This window comes from Pseudomonas sp. RC3H12, from assembly GCF_018596375.1.
Classification (GTDB): domain Bacteria; phylum Pseudomonadota; class Gammaproteobacteria; order Pseudomonadales; family Pseudomonadaceae; genus Aquipseudomonas.
This window is the reverse complement of sequence record NZ_CP075595.1, coordinates 5343016-5361179: the sequence shown is the minus strand read 5'-3', so window position 1 is coordinate 5361179 and position 18164 is coordinate 5343016. Positions and strand designations below refer to the sequence as shown.

The window sequence follows — 18164 nt, the reverse complement described above, 5'->3', positions numbered from 1 at the left end:
CTGGACCGGACGCGATCGCATCCCTCCGATGCCCGTCGCGCCAGGCAGAACACCCCATCGGGCCTAGCCCCCACGAGAACAGGATTGCCCATGTCCTTTGCTTCCCTCGGTCTCTCCGAGGCTCTTGTCCGCGCTATCGAGGCAGCGGGCTATACCCAGCCCACTCCGGTGCAACAGCGGGCCATTCCCGCCGTGTTGCAAGGTCGCGACCTGATGGTCGCCGCCCAGACAGGTACTGGTAAAACCGGCGGCTTCGCGCTCCCTATTCTTGAGCGCCTGTTCCCGGGTGGCCACCCCGACAAATCGCAACGCCATGGCCCGCGCCAACCGCGCGTGCTGGTGCTGACCCCCACCCGCGAGCTGGCAGCGCAGGTGCATGACAGCTTCAAGGTCTACGCCCGCGACCTCAACTTCATCAGCGCCTGCATCTTCGGTGGCGTCGGCATGAACCCGCAGGTCCAGGCCATGGCCAAGGGCGTCGACGTCCTGGTCGCCTGCCCGGGCCGCCTGCTCGACCTGGCCGGCCAAGGCAGCGTCGACCTCTCGCGTGTCGAGATCCTGGTGCTGGACGAAGCCGACCGCATGCTCGACATGGGCTTCATCCACGACGTCAAGAAAGTGCTGGCGCGCCTGCCGGCCAAGCGCCAGAACCTGCTGTTCTCGGCGACCTTCTCCAAGGACATCACCGACCTCGCCGACAAGCTGCTGCACAACCCCGAGCGCATCGAGGTCACGCCGCCGAACACCACCGTCGAGCGTATCGAGCAGCGGGTCTACCGCCTGCCGGCCAGCCACAAGCGCGCCCTGCTGGCGCACCTGATCACCCTGGGCGCCTGGGAACAGGTGCTGGTGTTCACCCGCACCAAGCACGGCGCCAACCGCCTGGCCGAGTACCTCGAGAAGCACGGCCTGACCGCCGCGGCGATCCACGGCAACAAGAGCCAGAACGCCCGCACCAAGGCGCTGGCCGACTTCAAGGCCAACACCGTGCGCGTGCTGGTCGCCACCGACATCGCCGCCCGCGGCCTGGACATCGACCAGTTGCCCCACGTGGTCAACTTCGAGCTGCCCAATGTCGAGGAAGACTACGTTCACCGCATCGGCCGTACGGGCCGTGCCGGTCGCTCCGGTGAAGCCATTTCGATGGTCGCGCCGGATGAAGAAAAGCTGCTCAAGAGCATCGAGCGCGTCACCCGCCAGAAAATTCCGGATGGCGACCTGATGGGCTTTGACGCATCGCAGGTCGAGGCCGAGAAGCCGGAAGTGCGCGAGCGCCAGCCGAACAATGGCCGCGGTGGCCGCAACCAGCAACCTCGCGGCGAAGGCGGCAAGGAAGGCAGTGGCGGGCGCAAGGACAAAGGCAAGGACAAAGGCCGCAACAAGCCTTCGTCCGAGAAGTCCGCGGAAAAGGACAAGTCCGGCGAGAAACAGCAGCAGGGCCAGCAGCGCAAGCCGCGTGACCAGAAGCCACGCCAGCAGCAGAACAACGGCCAGAAAGCCGTGCCTGTCGCCGCCCCCAATCGCGACCCTGAAGAGTTCCTCGACGACGACGTCGACAACTTTGGCAACCGCGCCGACTACGTAAGCCCCTACCAGAACGCCAAGAACCAGGGGCGCAATCGTCGCCCGGGCGGCAACGGGGGCCAAGCCCAAGGGCAAGGCCAGCGCAGTGGTGGCGGCCAGGGGCAAGGCCAGGGCCGTGGCAATGGCCAGCAGCGCCAGGGCCAGGGCTCCGGTGAAAAGCGCCCGCGCAACGGCGGCGGTAGCAATGGTGGCGCCCGACGCGACAACAACGGTGGCCGTGCCCGCCGTGAAGATTCGTCCCGCCAGGAACCGGCCGTGCGCAACCCGCGCGAGTCGCAGAGCGCGCCAGTGATCATCCGCAAGGAATCCAAACTCGACCGCTACCCGACGCCCGAGCAATTGGACGACCTGCCAAGCCGCCCACGCGGTGAACGCCCGGCGCTGCTGACCCGCAAGGGCTGAGCCCGCAATCGCGGGGCCTGCCCCGCGATGAGGCCATGCAAAGCCAACGAAAACGCCGCCCATTGGGCGGCGTTTTCGTTGCTGGCGAAGCGAATTACTTCTGCTTCACGCCTTCGACGCTGATATCCAGGTCCAGGGTCTGCGAAGTCGGGCCTGGGCCCTTGATGCCGAAGTCGTTCAGGTTCAGCGTGGTGGTGGCGTTGAAGCCAGCGCGCTCGCCGCCCCACGGGTCCTTGCCCTCGCCATTGAACACGGCCTTGAAGGTGACGGGCTTGGTCACGCCGTGCAGGGTCAGGTCGCCGGTCACATCGGCAGTCTTGTCACCGGTCGACTTGACGCTGGTGGAGACGAACTTGGCTTCCGGATATTTTTTGACATCCAGGAAGTCCTTGCTGGCGATGTGCTTGTCACGCTCGGCGTGGTTCGACCACAGGCTGGCAGTCTTCAGGTCTACGCTGATCTTGCTGGCCTCGGGCTTGGCACTGTCCCAGGTGAAGTTGCCGTCGAAGTCCTTGAAGGTGCCGTGGATGAAGCTGTAGCCCAGGTGGCTGATCTTCCAGTCGACGAACGCGTGCTGGCCTTCCTTGTCGATCTTGTACTCGGCGGCCATGGCCTGGCCGGCGGAGATCAGAGCGGTACCGAGCGCCAGAGCGGCAAAAGTCTTTTTCAACATCCTTACTTCCTTCCTTTGCAATTGAGGTTGAGAGTCAAGCTTTGCGGCCCAGCATGCGGGTCAGGGTCGCGTCACGGTCGATGAAATGATGTTTCAATGCCGCCAATGCGTGCAGTACGGCAAAAATCACCAGGCCCCAGGCCAGCCAGAGGTGGATCACCCCCGCCAGGTCAGCCTGGTCAGGCAGGTCGCTGACCAGCGCGGGAACGTCGAACAAGCCGAACACCGGAATACCCACGCCGTCGGCTGTGGAAATCAGATAGCCCGCTATCATCACTGCGAACAGGCCCAGGTACAGCGCCAGATGGCCCAGCTTGGCGGCCAGCCGGGTGACCTTGCCATGGTTGGCCGGTGCCGGTGGCGGCGGGCTGACGAAACGCCAGACTACCCGCAACAGCATCAGTGCCAGCAACACCAGGCCGATGCTCTTGTGCAGGTCCGGACCGGACTTGCGCCATGGGTCGTAGTAATCAAGGCCGACCATCCACAAGCCCAGGCCAAACAGCCCGAAGACCGCCAGCGCCCCCCCCCAGTGCAGGATGATGCTGACCAGGCCATAGCGAGAAGATGAATTGCGCAGTTGCATGTTGGCGTATTTCCCCGTGAAAGCTGTGCACAAGACTAACGCGTAATGCATCGAATAAAAGCGTAAAAAACAGCTTCTGATTATCGAAAAACCAGATATTAATTCTGGAAGCTTCCTATTAAGGAAACATTAACGATAGACGTTTGGAAGATCCGACGCCATCGCGGGGCAAGCTCGCTCACACAAGGCCCCGCGTTGGCGGCTATACCGAGATCAGCCGGCCTTGGCCTGGCTGTTCATCACCGGCTTCTTGGCCGGTTCCGACTTGGCAGTGGCCTTCTTCACCGGCGCCGGTTTGGCTGCAGGCTTGTGGGCCTGCTTGGCCGCAGGCTTGGCGGGGGCCTGCTTGGTGGCCGCCGGCTTCACTGGCTCTTCCTTAGCAACGGGCGTCGGCGCAACCGGCGCGGGTGCCGGCACAGGCGCAACTTCCTCGGCCTTGGCGATCGGCGCGGCCTTGGCCTCTGGCTTGTCAGAGCCACCAAATAGACGCGAGAAGAAGCCCGGCTTGGCCTGCTCGGCCTTCACGGGCTCCGCCTTGGCCGGAGCCTTGTCGGAGGCGCCGCCGAACAGGTTGGAGAAGAACCCGCCCTTGTCCTTCGCGGCCGCGACGCCGGCCGCTCCAGTAGCCGCTGCGGCGGCTACCGACGCAGCCTTGGCCGGGTCGAAGGACTTGCCCGCCGCCAGGTCCTGGACCTGCCTCGCGGCACGCTGGCCGCTACGCAGGGCCCCTTCGAGGGTACCTGGGTAAAGCGCATCGGTGTGTTCGCCGGCAAAGGCGATCCGTTGTACCGGGCGCTCCCACAGTCGCCAGTATTTGCTGATCTGCCCCGGGCCATAGGCCAGGTAGGCACCGCCCATGCCGGCGTCGGTGCTGTAGCGGCGGATTTCATAACCGGTGAAGGCGCCGCGTGCCTGCGGGTAGAAAGCGTGCAGGCGGATCAGTACCTGGTCGACCATCTGCTTGTCACCAAAAGCCTGGAGCAAGCGGGCGTTATCGCCGGACAGGTTGATCACCACGTTGGCGCCGCCCTTGAGCGCCGGCTCGATCCACAGCATGCCCAGGCCAGTGTTGCTGAAGATTTCCCCGGACATGCGTGCACGGCTTTCCCACACCGGGTTCTTGAACTTGAGCATCAGCTGGTCGCGCCAGCCATAGTTGGTGCCCTTCAAGGCGGCCAGGTGCTGCCCGTCCAGGCCTGGGGTCATCTGGATCTTGGCCAGTGCACGCAGCGGTACGGCCATGACCAGGTAGTCAGCCTGGTAGCCGACACCGCCGACCTTGACGGTCACACCGTCTTTGTCCTGAACGATGGCGGTAACCGGCGAACTGGTCTTGATGGTCTTCAGCTGCTTGACGAAGGCCTGGGCCAACACCGGGCTGCCACCTGGCAGGCGCGCGGCGCGCAGGTCACGGTCGCTGACATTGCGGTAGACCCGGCCTTGCTGGGCGAAGTACAGCAGCGACAGGCGCGACGGCTCATCATAGCGGGTGCGGATCTGCTGGTTGACCAGCTGACGGGCGGTGGCTGGCAGTTGCAGCTTGTCGAGCCAGGTGGACACGTTCATCTGGTCGAGGGCGAACAGGGTGCTGTTTGCCGCGGGATTGAGCGGGTCTTCAATGGAACGGGCCAGGTCGTCGAGGGTTTTCTCGAAGCGTTTGAGCGCCTCGGCAGTGGCTGGCTGCTTGGTCGCCAGATCGGTGGCACTGAAATATTCACCGTCGATCAGGTAGCCGGGGTTGCGCACGAACTCCGGGGCCGGCAGGGTGGCGACCTTGAACTGCTCCAGATACTGGTTGAGCACCGGCTGGGTCTTGCTGTTGCCGACCCATTCGCTGGTGGCCAGGCCCGAACGCCCGCCCATGCCCGACTTGGCTTCCAGCAGGGTCACCTGCCAGCCCTTGCTCTGCAGCTCGTAGGCCGCGGTCAGGCCCGCCAGGCCACCACCGACGACGATCGCCGTCTTGTCCTTGGCCAGCGCGACGCCGCTGGTCACCCCGATCAATACCAACGCGCACAGGCGCACCCAAGCAGCAGCCATGATGGCGAACTCCGGTTAGAGAAGCGATAGATGGGACGGGGAGCAATGCCCCGGGAGAGATGCGTTAAGAATACGTCACCTCTGCCCACCCTGCCACCGCAGTGACATCAAGTGCCTTTGGCAACTGGTAATTTTGTCAGTGGCGTTGGGTCGCCGGGGCGTGCAGCCTTGGCTGGCACTCAAGCATCGAGCCGGGGAAGAACAGTGATCTACACCGAAGATTTTGCCAGGTGGACGCCTTCGGCGCCCCTACCCGAGTGCTCCTGGCGCACGCCCACCGGCCTGAACATCGTGTCCAATGGCATTGTCTACAGCGCGCGCTACCAGACCGACGAGGGGCGGATCGGCACGGAATTGATCATCCATGGCCAGTGCGATATCGAGTTCATCTTCGGCCAGACGGTCGATTGCCTGCTGCTTGAAGTGGATGTCACCACGCTCGGCACGGCCGTCTCGACCGCCTACTGGTTGACCCTGCGCGACCTGGACTACACCGAGTTCACGCCCGGGCCCGGCACCCACGGCACCTCCTGGCACGACGTGCCCGGCCCGCTCGACCGCCTGACCCTGTCCACCCTGCCGCAGTGCACCGTGCATATCCGCCAGCTGGAATGGCGCCCGGCCTGGCGACATTGAGCGGTTGTCCTGCCCCCCGGCATTGCTTAGGCTTACGCGGTCAAACCGAGCCGTAACGCCAGGAGAAGTGCCCATGGGCCTCAACGATCAGTGGATGCAGCGCGACCTGAAGGTCCTTTGGCACCCCTGCACCCAGATGAAAGACCACGAACAGCTGCCGCTGATCCCGATCAAGCGCGGCGAGGGCGTGTGGCTGGAGGACTTCGAGGGCAAACGCTACCTGGACGCCGTCAGCTCATGGTGGGTCAACGCTTTCGGCCATGCCAACCCGCGCATCAACCAGCGCATCAAGGATCAGGTCGACCAGCTCGAACACGTGATCCTCGCCGGCTTCAGCCACCAGCCGGTGATCGAGCTGTCCGAACGCCTGGTAGCGATCACCCCCGCCGGCCTGGACCGGGTGTTCTATGGCGACAATGGCTCATCGTGCATTGAAGTGGCGCTGAAGATGAGCTTCCACTACTGGCAGAACACCGGCAAAGCGCAGAAGAAGCGCTTCGTCACCCTGACCAACAGCTATCATGGCGAGACGATCGCCGCGATGTCGGTGGGCGACGTGCCGCTGTTCACCGAAACCTACAAGGCGCTGCTGCTGGACACCATCAAGGTGCCGAGCCCGGACTGCTACCTGCGTCCGGAAGGCATGGGCTGGGAAGAGCACTCGCGGAACATGTTCGCGGCCATGGAGCAGACCCTGGCCGAACACCACGCCAGCATCGCTGCGGTGATCGTCGAACCGCTGATCCAGGGCGCCGGCGGCATGCGCATGTATCACCCGGTGTACCTCAAGCTGCTGCGCGAGGCCTGCGACCGTTACGACGTGCACCTGATCCACGATGAGATCGCGGTCGGCTTCGGCCGCACCGGCACGATGTTCGCCTGCGAGCAGGCCGGCATCACCCCGGACTTCCTGTGCCTGTCCAAGGCCCTGACCGGCGGCTACCTGCCGCTGGCCGCCTGCCTGACCACCGACAAGGTCTACCAGGCGTTCTACGACGACTACCCGACCCTGCGCGCCTTCCTGCACTCGCACAGCTACACCGGCAATCCGCTGGCCTGCGCCGCGGCCCTGGCAACTTTGGACATCTTCGAGCAGGACAACGTGATCGAGGCCAACAAGGCCTTGTCGGCGCGCATGGCCAGCGCCACCGCGCACCTGGCCGACCATGCCCACGTCGCCGAGATCCGCCAGACCGGCATGGTCCTGGCCATCGAGATGGTCCAGGACAAGGCCACCAAGGCTGCCTACCCCTGGCAGGAGCGCCGCGGCCTGAAAGTCTTCGAGCACGCCCTGAGCCGTGGCGCACTGTTGCGCCCGCTGGGCAGCGTGGTGTATTTCCTGCCGCCTTACGTGATCACACCCGAACAGATCGACTTCCTGGCCGAGGTGGCCAGCGAAGGGATCGATATCGCCACCCGCGACAAGGTGAGCGTTGCCGTGCCGGCCGACTTCCATCCGGATTTCCGCGATCCGGGCTAGCCCCAGACCAACCCGAAACCTGTAGGAGCCGGCTTGTCCGCTCCTACAGGATCTGCGTCAGCCTTTTTCCAGAGCAAGCCCATGAGACTCTCCCGCTTCTTCATCGACGCCCCACTGGGCCTTGGCGAGCACGAGCTCCCCGAAGCCCAGGCCCACTACATCGGCCGCGTGCTGCGCATGGCCGCTGGCGACGCCGTGCAGTTGTTCGACGGCAGCGGCCAGGAATACCTCGGCCAACTGCTCGAAGTCGGCAAGAAAACCGTGCGCGTCAGCCTCGACCAGGCACTTCCCGGCCAGGCCGATTCGCCTTTGCATATCCACCTCGGCCAGGGCCTGTCCCGCGGCGAGCGCATGGACTGGGCGATCCAGAAAGCCACCGAGCTGGGGGCCAACGAAATCACCCCGATCGTCAGCGAACGCTGCGAAGTACGCCTGAAGGACGAACGCGCCGACAAGCGCCTGGCCCACTGGCGCCAGGTGGCTGTCAGTGCCTGCGAGCAGTGCGGGCGCTCGACCTTGCCGGTGATCCACCCGCCCGTGACCCTGGCCGAGTGGCTGAAAAGCACCGAAGCCGACCTCAAGCTGGTGCTGCACCCGGTGGCCGAGCCACTGACCAGCCATGCCAAACCGGCCAGGCTGGCCTTCCTGATCGGCCCCGAGGGCGGCCTGAGCGAAGCGGAAGTCGAGCAGGCCAAGGCCGCCGGCTGCCACGCCGCCCGCCTCGGCCCTCGCGTGCTGCGCACCGAGACCGCCCCAGTGGTGGCCCTGTCGGTGGCACAGCAACTGTGGGGCGATTTCTAACGCACGTAGAAAAACACCGCGACGAAGTGCATCAGGCTGCCGGCAATCACAAACAGGTGCCAGATGCCGTGCCAGTGGCGAAATCGGCTGTCAAAAGCGAAGAAGATGATGCCGACGGTGTAGAACACACCGCCGGCCGCCAGCCAGGCGAAACCCGCGGCACCCAGGCTGTGCAGCAGCGGTTTCACCGCCACCAGCACGATCCAGCCCATCAACGCATAGATGACGATCGACAGGATCCGTGCCTCGGAGCGCGGCTTGATCTCCTGCAACATACCGACCAGCGCCAGCCCCCAGACCACCCCGAACAGGCTCCAGCCCCAGGGGCCGCGCAGGCTGACCAGGCAGAACGGCGTGTAGCTGCCGGCAATCAACAGGTAGATCGACAGGTGGTCGAGCTTGCGCATGACCCGCTTCGCCCGCCCGCGGGTGCTGTGGTAGAGGGTGGAGATGCTGTAGAGCAACAGCAGGGTGAAACCGTAGATGGAGAAACTGACGATCTTCCAGGGATCGCCCTGCAGGCCCGCCACGACGATCAGCCAGCTCGCGCCGATGCAGGCCAGTACCGCGCCGACCAGGTGGGTCCAGGCGTTGAAGCGTTCACCGTAATACATGCAAACACAGACCTCCCGCAGCAGTCAGGGTTCCTGAGCCCCGCGACAGGGCCCGCTCAACCATCATCCTAGCCAGCTGCAGATTGCAGATCAGCGTCACGCACCAATCTTTCCAGCCCGGCCAGGTCCGGCACTCGCGCCACCTGCTCGCCCACCTGCACTGCTGCCATCTCCAGCGCGGCAAGCGGCACGTCAACATAGTTCAACTGGCTGTCGAGCTTGCACGAGCGCGGAATACCCTGCAGCAGCAACGCCAGGAAGCGCAGGCCGGTATCCCCCAGTGCATTGAGCACCACTACCCGTGCCCGCTCGCCGCAGGTGGTCTGCCCGCCACAGGCTGCCTCGAAACCGATCAACGGCAAGCGCTGCTGGCGCCAGTCCACCCAGCCCAGGTGCCAGGCCGGCTCCCCTGGCTCGCAGGCGATGGCGCGATGACCAATCAATTCGGCCACCGCCACGTTGGGCAGTACCAGGGTGCGGTCGCCCAAGGGCAACAGCAGGCCGGTGAGGCTGCTGCGCTGGCCGGCGATATGTTCAAGCATGGGGTTGGCTCCAGTGGGCGATGCTCTGCAACAGGACCGACTCCTGGTAAGGCTTGCCGAGGTATTCGTTGACGCCGATGGCCATGGCCCGGTCGCGGTGCTTCTGCCCGGTGCGCGAGGTGATCATGATGATCGGCAACTGTGCCAGGCGTTCGTCGCGGCGGATGCGCGTGGCCACCTCGAAGCCGTCCATGCGCGGCATCTCGATGTCCAGCAGCAACACGTCCGGGCGGTGCTCCTCGAGCAGCGCCATGGCATCCACCCCGTCCTTGGCGGTCAGCACGCTCATGCCGTGGCGTTCGAGCAGGCGGCTGGTGACCTTGCGCACGGTCACCGAGTCGTCCACCACCATCACCAGCAATGGCCGCCTGGGCACCGGGCCGGTCAGCAGATGCTGCCCCTGCGCCGCGCCCGGCAGGCGCGCCAGGCGTCGCTGCTGGCCGCGCAACTGGCCGAGCAGGTCGAGAATCAGCACCACCCGCCCGTCGCCAAGCAGGGTGGCACCGGACAGCCCTGGCACCGCCGCGAACTGCGGGCCCAGGCTCTTGACCACGATCTCGCGGCTGGGCGACAGGCTGTCGACCTGGATCGCGAACGATTGCTCGTGGGAATGGGTGAGCAGCACCGGCAGCGGCACGCTCTGGCCCAGCAGGTTGGGTTGCGTACCCTCCTGCAGCAGCTCGCCGAGGTAACGCAACGCGTAGTCATGGCCGGCATAGCTGTAGCGTGGCGGGTCGAGTCGGTAGCAGGCCTCGAGCTCCGATGGCGGCACGCGCACGATGCCCTCGATGGTGTTCAGCCCAATAGCGTACTGCTCATCCTCCACGTGCACCATCAGCGCCCGGTTCACCGACACGGTGAACGGCAAGCGGATCAGGAAGCGCGCGCCCTTGCCGGGGCTGGACTCGATGCTCATCGAACCGCCCAGCTGCTTGACCTCTTCATGGACCACGTCCATGCCCAGGCCGCGCCCGGAGATCTGGGTGATCTTCTCGGCCGTGGAAAACCCCGGGCGCAGGATGAACTGCAGGATCTCGTGGTCGCTCAAGCGTGCCTGCGGATCGAGCAGGCCGCGTTTGATCGCCTTGTTGCGCACCGCCTCCAGCGGCACCCCGGCACCGTCGTCGCTCATCTCGATGACGATGTCGGCGCCTTCGTGCAGCAAGTTCAGGTGGATGGTGCCCTGCTCCGGCTTGTCGGCCGCCAGGCGCGCCTCGCGGGCTTCCAGGCCATGGTCGACGGCATTGCGCAGCATGTGTTCCAGCGGCGCGACCATGCGCTCGAGCACACTGCGGTCCAGCTCGCCCTCGGCATTGCCGACCACCAGTTCGACCTGTTTGCCCAGTTCGCTCGCCACCTGCCGCACCACCCGTTGCAAACGCGGCACCAGGCGCTCGAACGGTACCATCAAGGTGGCGGTCAGCCCCTCTTGCAACTGGCTGTTGACCCGCGCCTGCTGCTGCAACAGGCTGTGCGCTTCCTGGGCCCGCTGCAGCAGGGTCTCCTTGAGGTCGAGCAGGTCCGAGGTGGACTCGAACAGCGCCCGCGACAATTGCTGCAACTGCGAATGACGGTCCATCTCCAGGGGGTCGAAGTCGTCATAGGCGTCACCCTCGAACTGGTGCCGGCTCGAGATCCGCCCCTGGGTCTCGATATCCAGGCGCAGCAGCTGGTCGCGCATGCGCTCCAGCGTGGTCTCCATCTCGTTGAGAGCGAACTGCGCATCGTTGACCTGCTGCTCGATGCGCCCACGGATCACCGAATGCTCGCCGGCCAGGTTGCCCAGGTCGTCAAGCAGTTCGGCATCGACCTTGACCATGTCCCCGGACCGCTCGGGCGCGACAGCCGGGGCTTCGGCCGGGGCGGGCTCGGCCTGGGGCTGCCCGGCGGCGCTGTCGGTCAGCGCGGCGCTGGAGAAGTTGCGGATATAGTCGATCAGCGCCGTCGCCGCGTGCAGCGGCTCGCCCAGGCGCGCCGCGTCGAGCATGTGCGCCAGGCGGTCATGGCAGTTCTGCAGCAGGCTGAACAAGGCCGGCGTCGACGGCAGCCGCGCGGCCGCCAGCAGCTCGTACAGGAATTCCAGCTCATGGGCCAGGTCGCCGATGGCGGCGATCTCGACCATGCGCGCCCCCCCCTTTAGGGTGTGCAGGTCGCGCAACAGGTTCTCCACCTCGACCGTGTTGCGCGGGTCGGCCTGCCAACGCGCCAGGGACTGGGCCGCGCTTTCGAGGATATCGGAGCTCTCTTCGAGGAAAACCTCCAGTAGTTCCTTGTCGCCTTCGCTTTCCTGCGTGTCGTCCTGCGCCTCGGTCGGGCCAGGTGGCGGAGCGTTATGGCGGAAATCGCGCAGCTCGCCCAGCAACGCCACCGCCGACAGCGGTGACTGGCCCTCGCGCAAGCTGCGCAGCATCTCGGCCAGGGCGTCATGGCTGCGTGCGAGCATCTCGAACAGCCCTGGGCTTGCCCCGATCCGCCGGTCCACCAGCCCTTCGTAGAGCCGCGCGAGCTCCTGGGCAAGCACTTCGATGGCGCCAATCGCGGCCATCTGCGCACCGCCCTTGAGGGTCAGCACATCATGTTGCAACGCAGACAGCGGTGACAGGCTTTCGGGATCGTCCTTCCATTGCCGCAGTGCCTGGTCGGCGCCTTCGAGAATATCCGCGGCCTCCTCGAGAAACAGCTCGACGACAGCGGGGTCCGGCAACTGGCCAGGTAGGGGCAGCACTGTCGCGCCAGCTGCGCCGACCAACCCCAGGGCCGCCGGGTCGAGGGCATCGTCAAGCAAGCCATGCAAGGCGGCCAGGCAATCGGGGCGGGCGGTCGGATCCTGCCCGGCGGCTATTTCGTCGAACAGGTCGAGCAGCGCTTCGTGGGCCTGACGGGCGATGGCAAAGAAACGCGGTGTCACCGCAAGGCTGCCCTCTTCGACCGCGCCATAGAGGTCGAGCAGCCCTTCGCAGACTTCATCCACCTGCCACAGCTCAGCCTGGTGCGCGCCATGGCTGAGGGTGGTCATTTCCTCGAGCAGCAGGTGCAGCTCATGATGCTGCGTGGGGTCGGCCTGCCAGTTGGCCAGCCGCGCCTCGGCGTCAAGCAGGATATCCATGCCCAGGGTCAGGAAGGTGGCCGTCAGTTGCGGGTCACGCCTGGCCCGGCGCGACGGGTGCGGCTCGGCCTGGTGCCGGGCGAGCCTGGCATCGACCGTTTGCCCGACCTGCTCGATCAACGCCGCAGCCCCCGGGATGGCAGCCAATGGTGAGCTATCCAACTGGTCCAGCCCCAGGTGGAACAGCGCACGCGCAGCCTCCAGCAGCTCGATCTCGGCCTGCTGTAAAGGCAGGTGGTGACCTTTGTACTCGCGCACCAGGCGGTCGAGCGCGGTGGCCAGTTCCGCCACCGGCATCACGCCGGCCATGGCGGCGCTGCCCTTGAGGGTGTGCAAGGCGCGTTGCAGGCTGTCGCTGACCACTGTGCCTTGGGCACCAGCCACCTGCAGGAAAACATCGAGCCCGGCCAGGTGCCCCTGGGCCTCGTTACGGAAAATCTCCAGCAGCTGCGGATCGAGCCCGTCGATGCTGGCGCTGGCCGGCGTGTCATTGAGCGCCAGTGCGTGCAGATGCCCGGCCAGCTGCTCTATCTCCGCAGTGGGCGGCAATTGGCTGGCGGCGAAGTCGGCGAGCAGGTCGGGCAGGCGCACGAACACTTGCTGCAAGGCCACCAGGCCTTCGGCGCTCAGTGTGATGCGCCCCTCCAGCACCCGGTTGAGCAGGTGCTCGGCGCCCCAGGCGAGTTCTGCCACGGCCTCTGCATGAACCATCCGCCCGCTGCCCTTGAGCGTATGCAGCGCGCGGCGTACCTCGATCAGTGCCTCGCGCAGGCCGTTGTCGGCACGCCAACGCAGCCACTGGCGCTCGAGTTCAGGCAACAGTTCGCCGGCCTCTTCGAGAAAAACCCCGCGCAACTCGTCATCGACACCGTCCGCCATGCCAGAGCCAGCCAAGGGCCGCTCGAGGCGCGGGCATTGCACGCCCAGGGCGATCAGGCTGGCGTGGGCCATGTCGATGAAACGCTGGGCATCGGCCAGAGGATCGGCCACCCGCCACTGCAACCAGGCCTCCCCGGCGCACAGGGCATCGGCCAGGTGGGCCAGCTCATCGGGCAGCGGCTCGTCCTCCACATGGACCAACCAGCCCTGCACATACCCCGCGCACCCACCGAACACCTCGGCGGCGGCCGGCAGCATCAGCATCGCCAACGCCCCGCGCACCTGCTGCAGCAAACCGGGCAAGGCCTGCAGGCGCTGACGCGACCAGTCCGACTCCAGGCAGTCGCCGATCAGGTCCTTGGCCTGCTGCAGCACATTGAGCGACTCGTTGAGTACCAGTTGGCGAATCTCGGCAAGGTCAGAACCAGGCAGGTTGCCTGGCGAGGTCTCCTCCAACGGGCCGACCATGCCGTTGAGGGTCGCCTCGACGTACAACAGCGCCCCGGCGACATCCATCAACAGCGCCTCGTCCACCGCGCCGTCCTTCTCGACCTGCGCCTGCAGCGCCAGCACCTGGTCGATGATTACTCGTCGTGGCTGCTGGAAACCCAGCACTGCCAGGGTATCTGCGACATGGCGCAAGGGTGGCAGCAAGGTTTCCAACGACTCGCGGGGCGGATGCTCGCCACTGACAAAGGGGTCGAGACGGTCCTTGATGCGCATCAGGTCATCGCACAGGGCCATCACCACCGAACGCAGCGCGTCCCGCCCAGGGCCGGCCTGCATGTGCTCACGCCAGCTCCCCAGGGAAAGGTCGAGGTTGGCGAGGTCCGCGGCGCCCGCCAGGCGCTGCCCGAGCTCGCCCAGCAGGCTGCCCTGGGCCAGGGGCTCGGCACCCCGGCAGACCCGCAGTTGGTTGAGCAACGGCATGACCACCAGCGGCAAGTCGTGACGCGCTCCCCGCAGTCGATCCAGGTAAGGCGGCAATTGCTCAAGCCCCCGGAACAGCGCGCCCAGGCAGTCACCGCGAGGGCTCACCTGGCCCTCGGCCATGGCCCGTCCCAGCAGCTCCAGTTCCTCGGCCAGGCGCGTCGCGCCCGGCAATTCGAGCAGGTGCAGGCAACCGTGCACCTGGTGCAGGTTGTCGACGAAGAACGCCAGCATCGACAGGTCGCCTGGCTCCGCCGAGAAACGCTCCAGGGCCTGGCGCGCCTGCGCCAGGCAATCGAGGATGGGGGCCTTGATCCAGGCCAGGGCCACCGTGTCGTGGCGCTCGCCGGCCGTATTGCCCGGGCCGGCCATGCTCGCCCCGCTCACGACCGCTCCACCGGCTTGGGCAGGGTGAAACCGGATACCGAGCGGCGCATCTCGCTGGCCATGCGTGCCAGGTGGCGGATGCTGTCGGCCGTGGCGCCGGAACCGGCGGAGGTCTGCGCGGTGATCTGCTGGATCACCGCCATGGTGTGGGAAATCTGCCCGGCAGACGACGTCTGCAACTGAGCGGCATCGGAGATGCTGTGAATAAGGTCGGCCATCGTCTGCGACACGCCTTCGATCTCTGCCAGGGCCACGCCGGCGTCCTGGGCCAGGCGCGCGCCGCGCACCACTTCGGCGGTGGTCTGCTCCATGGAGATCACCGCCTCGTTGGTATCGGCCTGGATGGTGCGTACCAACGCCTCGATCTGCCGGGTTGCCGAGGACGAGCGCTCGGCCAGGCGCTGCACCTCGTCGGCGACCACGGCAAAGCCGCGGCCGGCCTCGCCGGCGAGCGATGCCTGGATGGCCGCGTTGAGGGCGAGGATGTTGGTCTGCTCGGCAATGTCGTCGATCAGGCTGACGATATCGCCGATCTCCTGGGAGGACTCACCCAGGCGCTTGATCCGCTTGGCGGTGTCCTGGATCTGCTCGCGGATGTTGTCCATGCCGTGGATGGTGTTGTGCACCACTTCGTTGCCCTTGTTGGCGATGGCCACCGAACGCTCGGCCACCTTGGCCGATTCATAGGCATGCGCGGAGACCCGGTCGATCGACTCGACCATATCGCCCACCGCCTCGGACGCCTCGCTGATCTGCTCGGCTTGGTGCTCGGAGGCCTTGGCCAGTTGGCGGGCGGTGTTCTGGGTGTCCTGCACCGCAGCGGCGACCTGCTCGGCACTGTGGTTGATGGTGGCTACCAGGTCGCGCAGCTGGTCGACCGAGAAGTTGATCGAGTCGGCGATGGCTCCGGTGAAGTCCTCTGTCACCGAAACGGTCACGGTCAGGTCGCCGTCGGCCAGTTCCTCGATCTCGTCGAGCAGGCGCATGATCGCCTGCTGGTTGCGCTCGTTCTTTTCCGCGGTCTCGCGGAGCTGGCGGTGGGTGGCGCGCACCATCACCAGGCCGATGAGGATGATCGAGGCCAGTGCCAGCAGGCCGAGTACGTAGCCGCCGACAGTATCGAGGGTACGCCCGCCGGCCAGGTTTTCGAAGCCGTTGGCCAGGTGCGAGGCCTCGTCGAGCAGGGTCTGCGACAGGCTGAAGATGTTACCGGCAGCCTCGCGCACGCGGAACAGTTCGGGCGAAGTCTCGAGGATTTCGTCCACCGAGCCCGAGACGAACTGGAACAGTTCGGCGATCTCGGCCAGCCGCGCCCGGGCATCGGCGTCCTCGACGCGGGTGACCTGGATCGCCGGGTTGCCGGCGAGCATGCCCTCGAGCACCTGGCCGAAGCGGCTGGCGTCGCGGCCGAAGGCATCGGCGGCCTGCACCGAAGTCTCGTCACCGGCGAGCACGGTGTTGACCGAGCCGAGAATGCGCTCGGCCAACAGCAACTGGCGCTGGGCCACGGCCACCTGGTTGGCCGGCGCACCGCTCTGCAGCAGGATTTCCACCACTTTCTCGTATTCGACCTGCAACTGCGGAACGGTCTCGGCCAGGGTGGCCGCGACCTGGTGCAACGACAGCACGGTCTGTTCGCTGGCCAGGATGGTGTCGGTGTTCTTGCGCAGGTTCTCCCAGTCCTGGCGCACCGCGTCCATTTCGTCGCGTACCGTGGCGGGCGCGGCGGGCAGGCCGGTGGTCTTGTCCCCCTCGCGCAGGTAGCTCCAGCGCCGCTCGAAGTCGTTGCGCGCGTCGCTGAGCAGCCTGAACGCCAGCGCCTTGCCCGCCGCCGCCTCGGTGGCGTTCTTGGCAATGCGCTGGGACAGCACGCGCAGCTCGCCGGCATGGCCGATGTACTGCTTGTCGTGGTTGGCCTGGGTGTTGAGGTAGGCGAAGTTGGCGAACAACAGGACGATCGACAGGATCAGCACCACGAACAGCACGGTGATCTGCGCGGTGCTGCGCGGGCGTTGGGCCACGGCGGCGGGCGAGACGCCGGCTGCGGCAACGGTGGGTCCTGGCTTGTTCACGTCGAAAGTCCTCTACAACGCCACATCGAGAAAGCCCGGCGCCTGGGCCAGGGCGAACGGGCTGAAGATCGCCCAATTGCGCTCACGGGGAAAATGGCCCTGCACGAAGGGCGCGGCCGCGCGGATCAACGGTTGCGGCGGCGACAGTTCGAGGCTGCTCAGGGCGAAGTGCTGCAGGCCGACCACTTCGTCCACCAGCAGCCCGGCGAACAGCTCTTCGTGATCCAACACCAGCACCCGCCGTTGCTTGCCCGCCGCCGCCGGCCCCAGGCCGAAGAATGCACACAGGTCCATCACCGGCAGCAGCCGCCCACGCAGGTTGGCCACTCCGCGCACCCAGGGCTGCACACCCGGCACCCGGCTAGCGCGGGGTTCGCGCAACACTTCGGCGACTTCACCCATGGGCGCGACGAACCACTGCCCGGCGACACGAAAGCCGATGCCGCTCCATTGTTGCAGGCGGATGTCCTGCGGTGGCTGGTCGGCCACCAGCAGGCGGCAGCGCCGGTCGATGTCCAGCAGCAGCTCGAAGGCGGTCAGCGACGCGCCCTGGGGCCGGGTGGTCAAGCCTGCAGCACTTCTTTGAGCTTGGCGATCAGCGCGTCTTCTTCCACAGGTTTGGTCAGGAAGTCGCGGGCGCCCTGGCGCTGGGCCCAGATCCGATCGGTTTCCTGGTCCTTGGTGGTGACCACGATCACCGGGATGGCGCTGGTTTCCGGGTCCTTGCTCAGCTGGCGGGTGGCCTGGAATCCGTTCATGCCGGGCATGACAATGTCCATCAGCACCGCGTCGGGCTTCTCCTGGCGGGCCAGGGCCACGCCGTCGGCGCCGTTGTCGGCCTTGAGCACCCCATAGCCGTGCTTCTCCAGCCATTCGGTCAATCTGTACATCTCTGTCGGCGAGTCGTCGACAATCAGAACTCGGGCCATGCTGTTTCCCCATCAGGAAATAGAGACGCCGCCTTGCGTGGGCGGCGTCAGGGTGCGTGTGGGTCCTGCACGGCGAAACCGGGCACGCAGGCACGGATCGCATCGAGCAGTTCTTCCTTGCTGAACGGTTTGGTCAGGAACTGGTCGGAACCGACCACCCGGCCGCGGGCCTTGTCGAACAGGCCGTCGCGGGAAGAGAGCAGGATCACCGGGGTGTCCTTGAACGCGCTGTTGTGCTTGATGATGGCGCAGGTCTGGTAGCCGTCGAGGCGCGGCATCAGCACGTCGACGAAGATGACCCGCGGTTTGTGGTCGACGATCTTGGCCAAGGCGTCGAAGCCGTCACTGGCGGTGATCACCTCGCAGCCTGCCTCGCCGAGCAACATCTGCGCGGTGCGGCGGATCGTGCGGGAATCGTCGATCACCATCACCTTCAGGGGTTGTTCCATATAGTTCGCCATCATTTGCTGCTCTGGTCTGAGCGGCAAGCTGCAAGTTACAAG

The 18164-nt window shown here is 65.9% G+C and carries 14 protein-coding genes; 4 read left to right on the top strand and 10 right to left on the bottom strand.

The window, feature by feature from the left end:
- The first annotated feature begins 90 nt into the window (after positions 1 to 90).
- Positions 91 to 1986, top strand: coding sequence for an RNA helicase RhlE2 (gene rhlE2 / locus KHO27_RS24330; protein ID WP_214500901.1), 1896 nt, complete (start codon positions 91 to 93; stop codon positions 1984 to 1986).
- A 94-nt stretch (positions 1987 to 2080) separates the two neighbouring features.
- On the opposite strand, the gene KHO27_RS24325 is transcribed toward rhlE2, so the two are convergent.
- The 3 genes from KHO27_RS24325 to KHO27_RS24315 all read right to left on the bottom strand — a co-directional run bounded on the left by KHO27_RS24325 (position 2081) and on the right by KHO27_RS24315 (position 5285).
- Complete coding sequence (locus tag KHO27_RS24325) at positions 2081 to 2659, bottom strand: YceI family protein (RefSeq protein WP_023629958.1); 579 nt, start codon at positions 2657 to 2659, stop codon at positions 2081 to 2083.
- A gap of 34 nt (positions 2660 to 2693) precedes the next feature.
- A complete protein-coding gene (locus KHO27_RS24320) occupies positions 2694 to 3245 on the bottom strand; it encodes a cytochrome b (RefSeq protein ID WP_214500900.1) in 552 nt (183 codons plus the stop codon).
- A 213-nt stretch (positions 3246 to 3458) separates the two neighbouring features.
- Positions 3459 to 5285 carry a flavin monoamine oxidase family protein gene (locus KHO27_RS24315; RefSeq protein WP_214500899.1) on the bottom strand — a complete coding sequence of 609 codons (1827 nt, stop codon included), beginning with the start codon at positions 5283 to 5285 and terminating at the stop codon, positions 3459 to 3461.
- 204 nt (positions 5286 to 5489) lie between these two features.
- Between KHO27_RS24315 and KHO27_RS24310 the strand changes: the two genes are divergently transcribed.
- The 3 genes from KHO27_RS24310 (at position 5490) to KHO27_RS24300 (ending at position 8202) form a co-directional block, all read left to right on the top strand.
- On the top strand, positions 5490 to 5921 hold the full coding sequence (locus KHO27_RS24310; RefSeq protein WP_110702107.1) for a hypothetical protein: 432 nt from the start codon (positions 5490 to 5492) through the stop codon (positions 5919 to 5921).
- Positions 5922 to 5994: 73 nt separating this feature from the next.
- Complete coding sequence (locus KHO27_RS24305) at positions 5995 to 7401, top strand: adenosylmethionine--8-amino-7-oxononanoate transaminase (protein ID WP_102682228.1); 1407 nt, start codon at positions 5995 to 5997, stop codon at positions 7399 to 7401.
- Positions 7402 to 7482: 81 nt separating this feature from the next.
- The gene (locus KHO27_RS24300; protein ID WP_102682229.1) at positions 7483 to 8202 is read left to right on the top strand and encodes a 16S rRNA (uracil(1498)-N(3))-methyltransferase; all 720 of its coding nucleotides are present in this window, start codon (positions 7483 to 7485) and stop codon (positions 8200 to 8202) included.
- On the opposite strand, the gene trhA is transcribed toward KHO27_RS24300, so the two are convergent.
- The 7 genes from trhA to pilG all read right to left on the bottom strand — a co-directional run bounded on the left by trhA (position 8199) and on the right by pilG (position 18110).
- A complete protein-coding gene (gene trhA / locus KHO27_RS24295) occupies positions 8199 to 8816 on the bottom strand; it encodes a PAQR family membrane homeostasis protein TrhA (RefSeq protein ID WP_102682230.1) in 618 nt (205 codons plus the stop codon). The genes KHO27_RS24300 and trhA overlap by 4 nt on opposite strands.
- Positions 8817 to 8884: 68 nt before the next feature.
- Positions 8885 to 9358 (bottom strand): chemotaxis protein CheW, encoded by a 474-nt coding sequence (locus KHO27_RS24290; RefSeq protein WP_110702111.1) that lies wholly within the window; start codon positions 9356 to 9358, stop codon positions 8885 to 8887.
- Entirely contained in the window at positions 9351 to 14645 is a 5295-nt protein-coding gene (locus KHO27_RS24285) for an Hpt domain-containing protein (protein ID WP_214502017.1), read from the bottom strand. Before KHO27_RS24285 ends, KHO27_RS24290 begins: the two co-directional genes overlap by 8 nt.
- A gap of 11 nt (positions 14646 to 14656) precedes the next feature.
- Positions 14657 to 16681: a methyl-accepting chemotaxis protein gene (locus KHO27_RS24280; RefSeq protein ID WP_102682257.1), complete on the bottom strand. Its 2025-nt coding sequence runs from the start codon at positions 16679 to 16681 to the stop codon at positions 14657 to 14659.
- A gap of 63 nt (positions 16682 to 16744) precedes the next feature.
- On the bottom strand, positions 16745 to 17299 hold the full coding sequence (locus tag KHO27_RS24275) for a chemotaxis protein CheW (protein ID WP_110702115.1): 555 nt from the start codon (positions 17297 to 17299) through the stop codon (positions 16745 to 16747).
- Complete coding sequence (pilH, locus tag KHO27_RS24270) at positions 17296 to 17661, bottom strand: twitching motility response regulator PilH (protein ID WP_046853925.1); 366 nt, start codon at positions 17659 to 17661, stop codon at positions 17296 to 17298. Before pilH ends, KHO27_RS24275 begins: the two co-directional genes overlap by 4 nt.
- Before the next feature lie 47 nt (positions 17662 to 17708).
- Complete coding sequence (gene pilG, locus KHO27_RS24265) at positions 17709 to 18110, bottom strand: twitching motility response regulator PilG (protein ID WP_110702149.1); 402 nt, start codon at positions 18108 to 18110, stop codon at positions 17709 to 17711.
- Between the last annotated feature and the right edge of the window lie 54 nt (positions 18111 to 18164).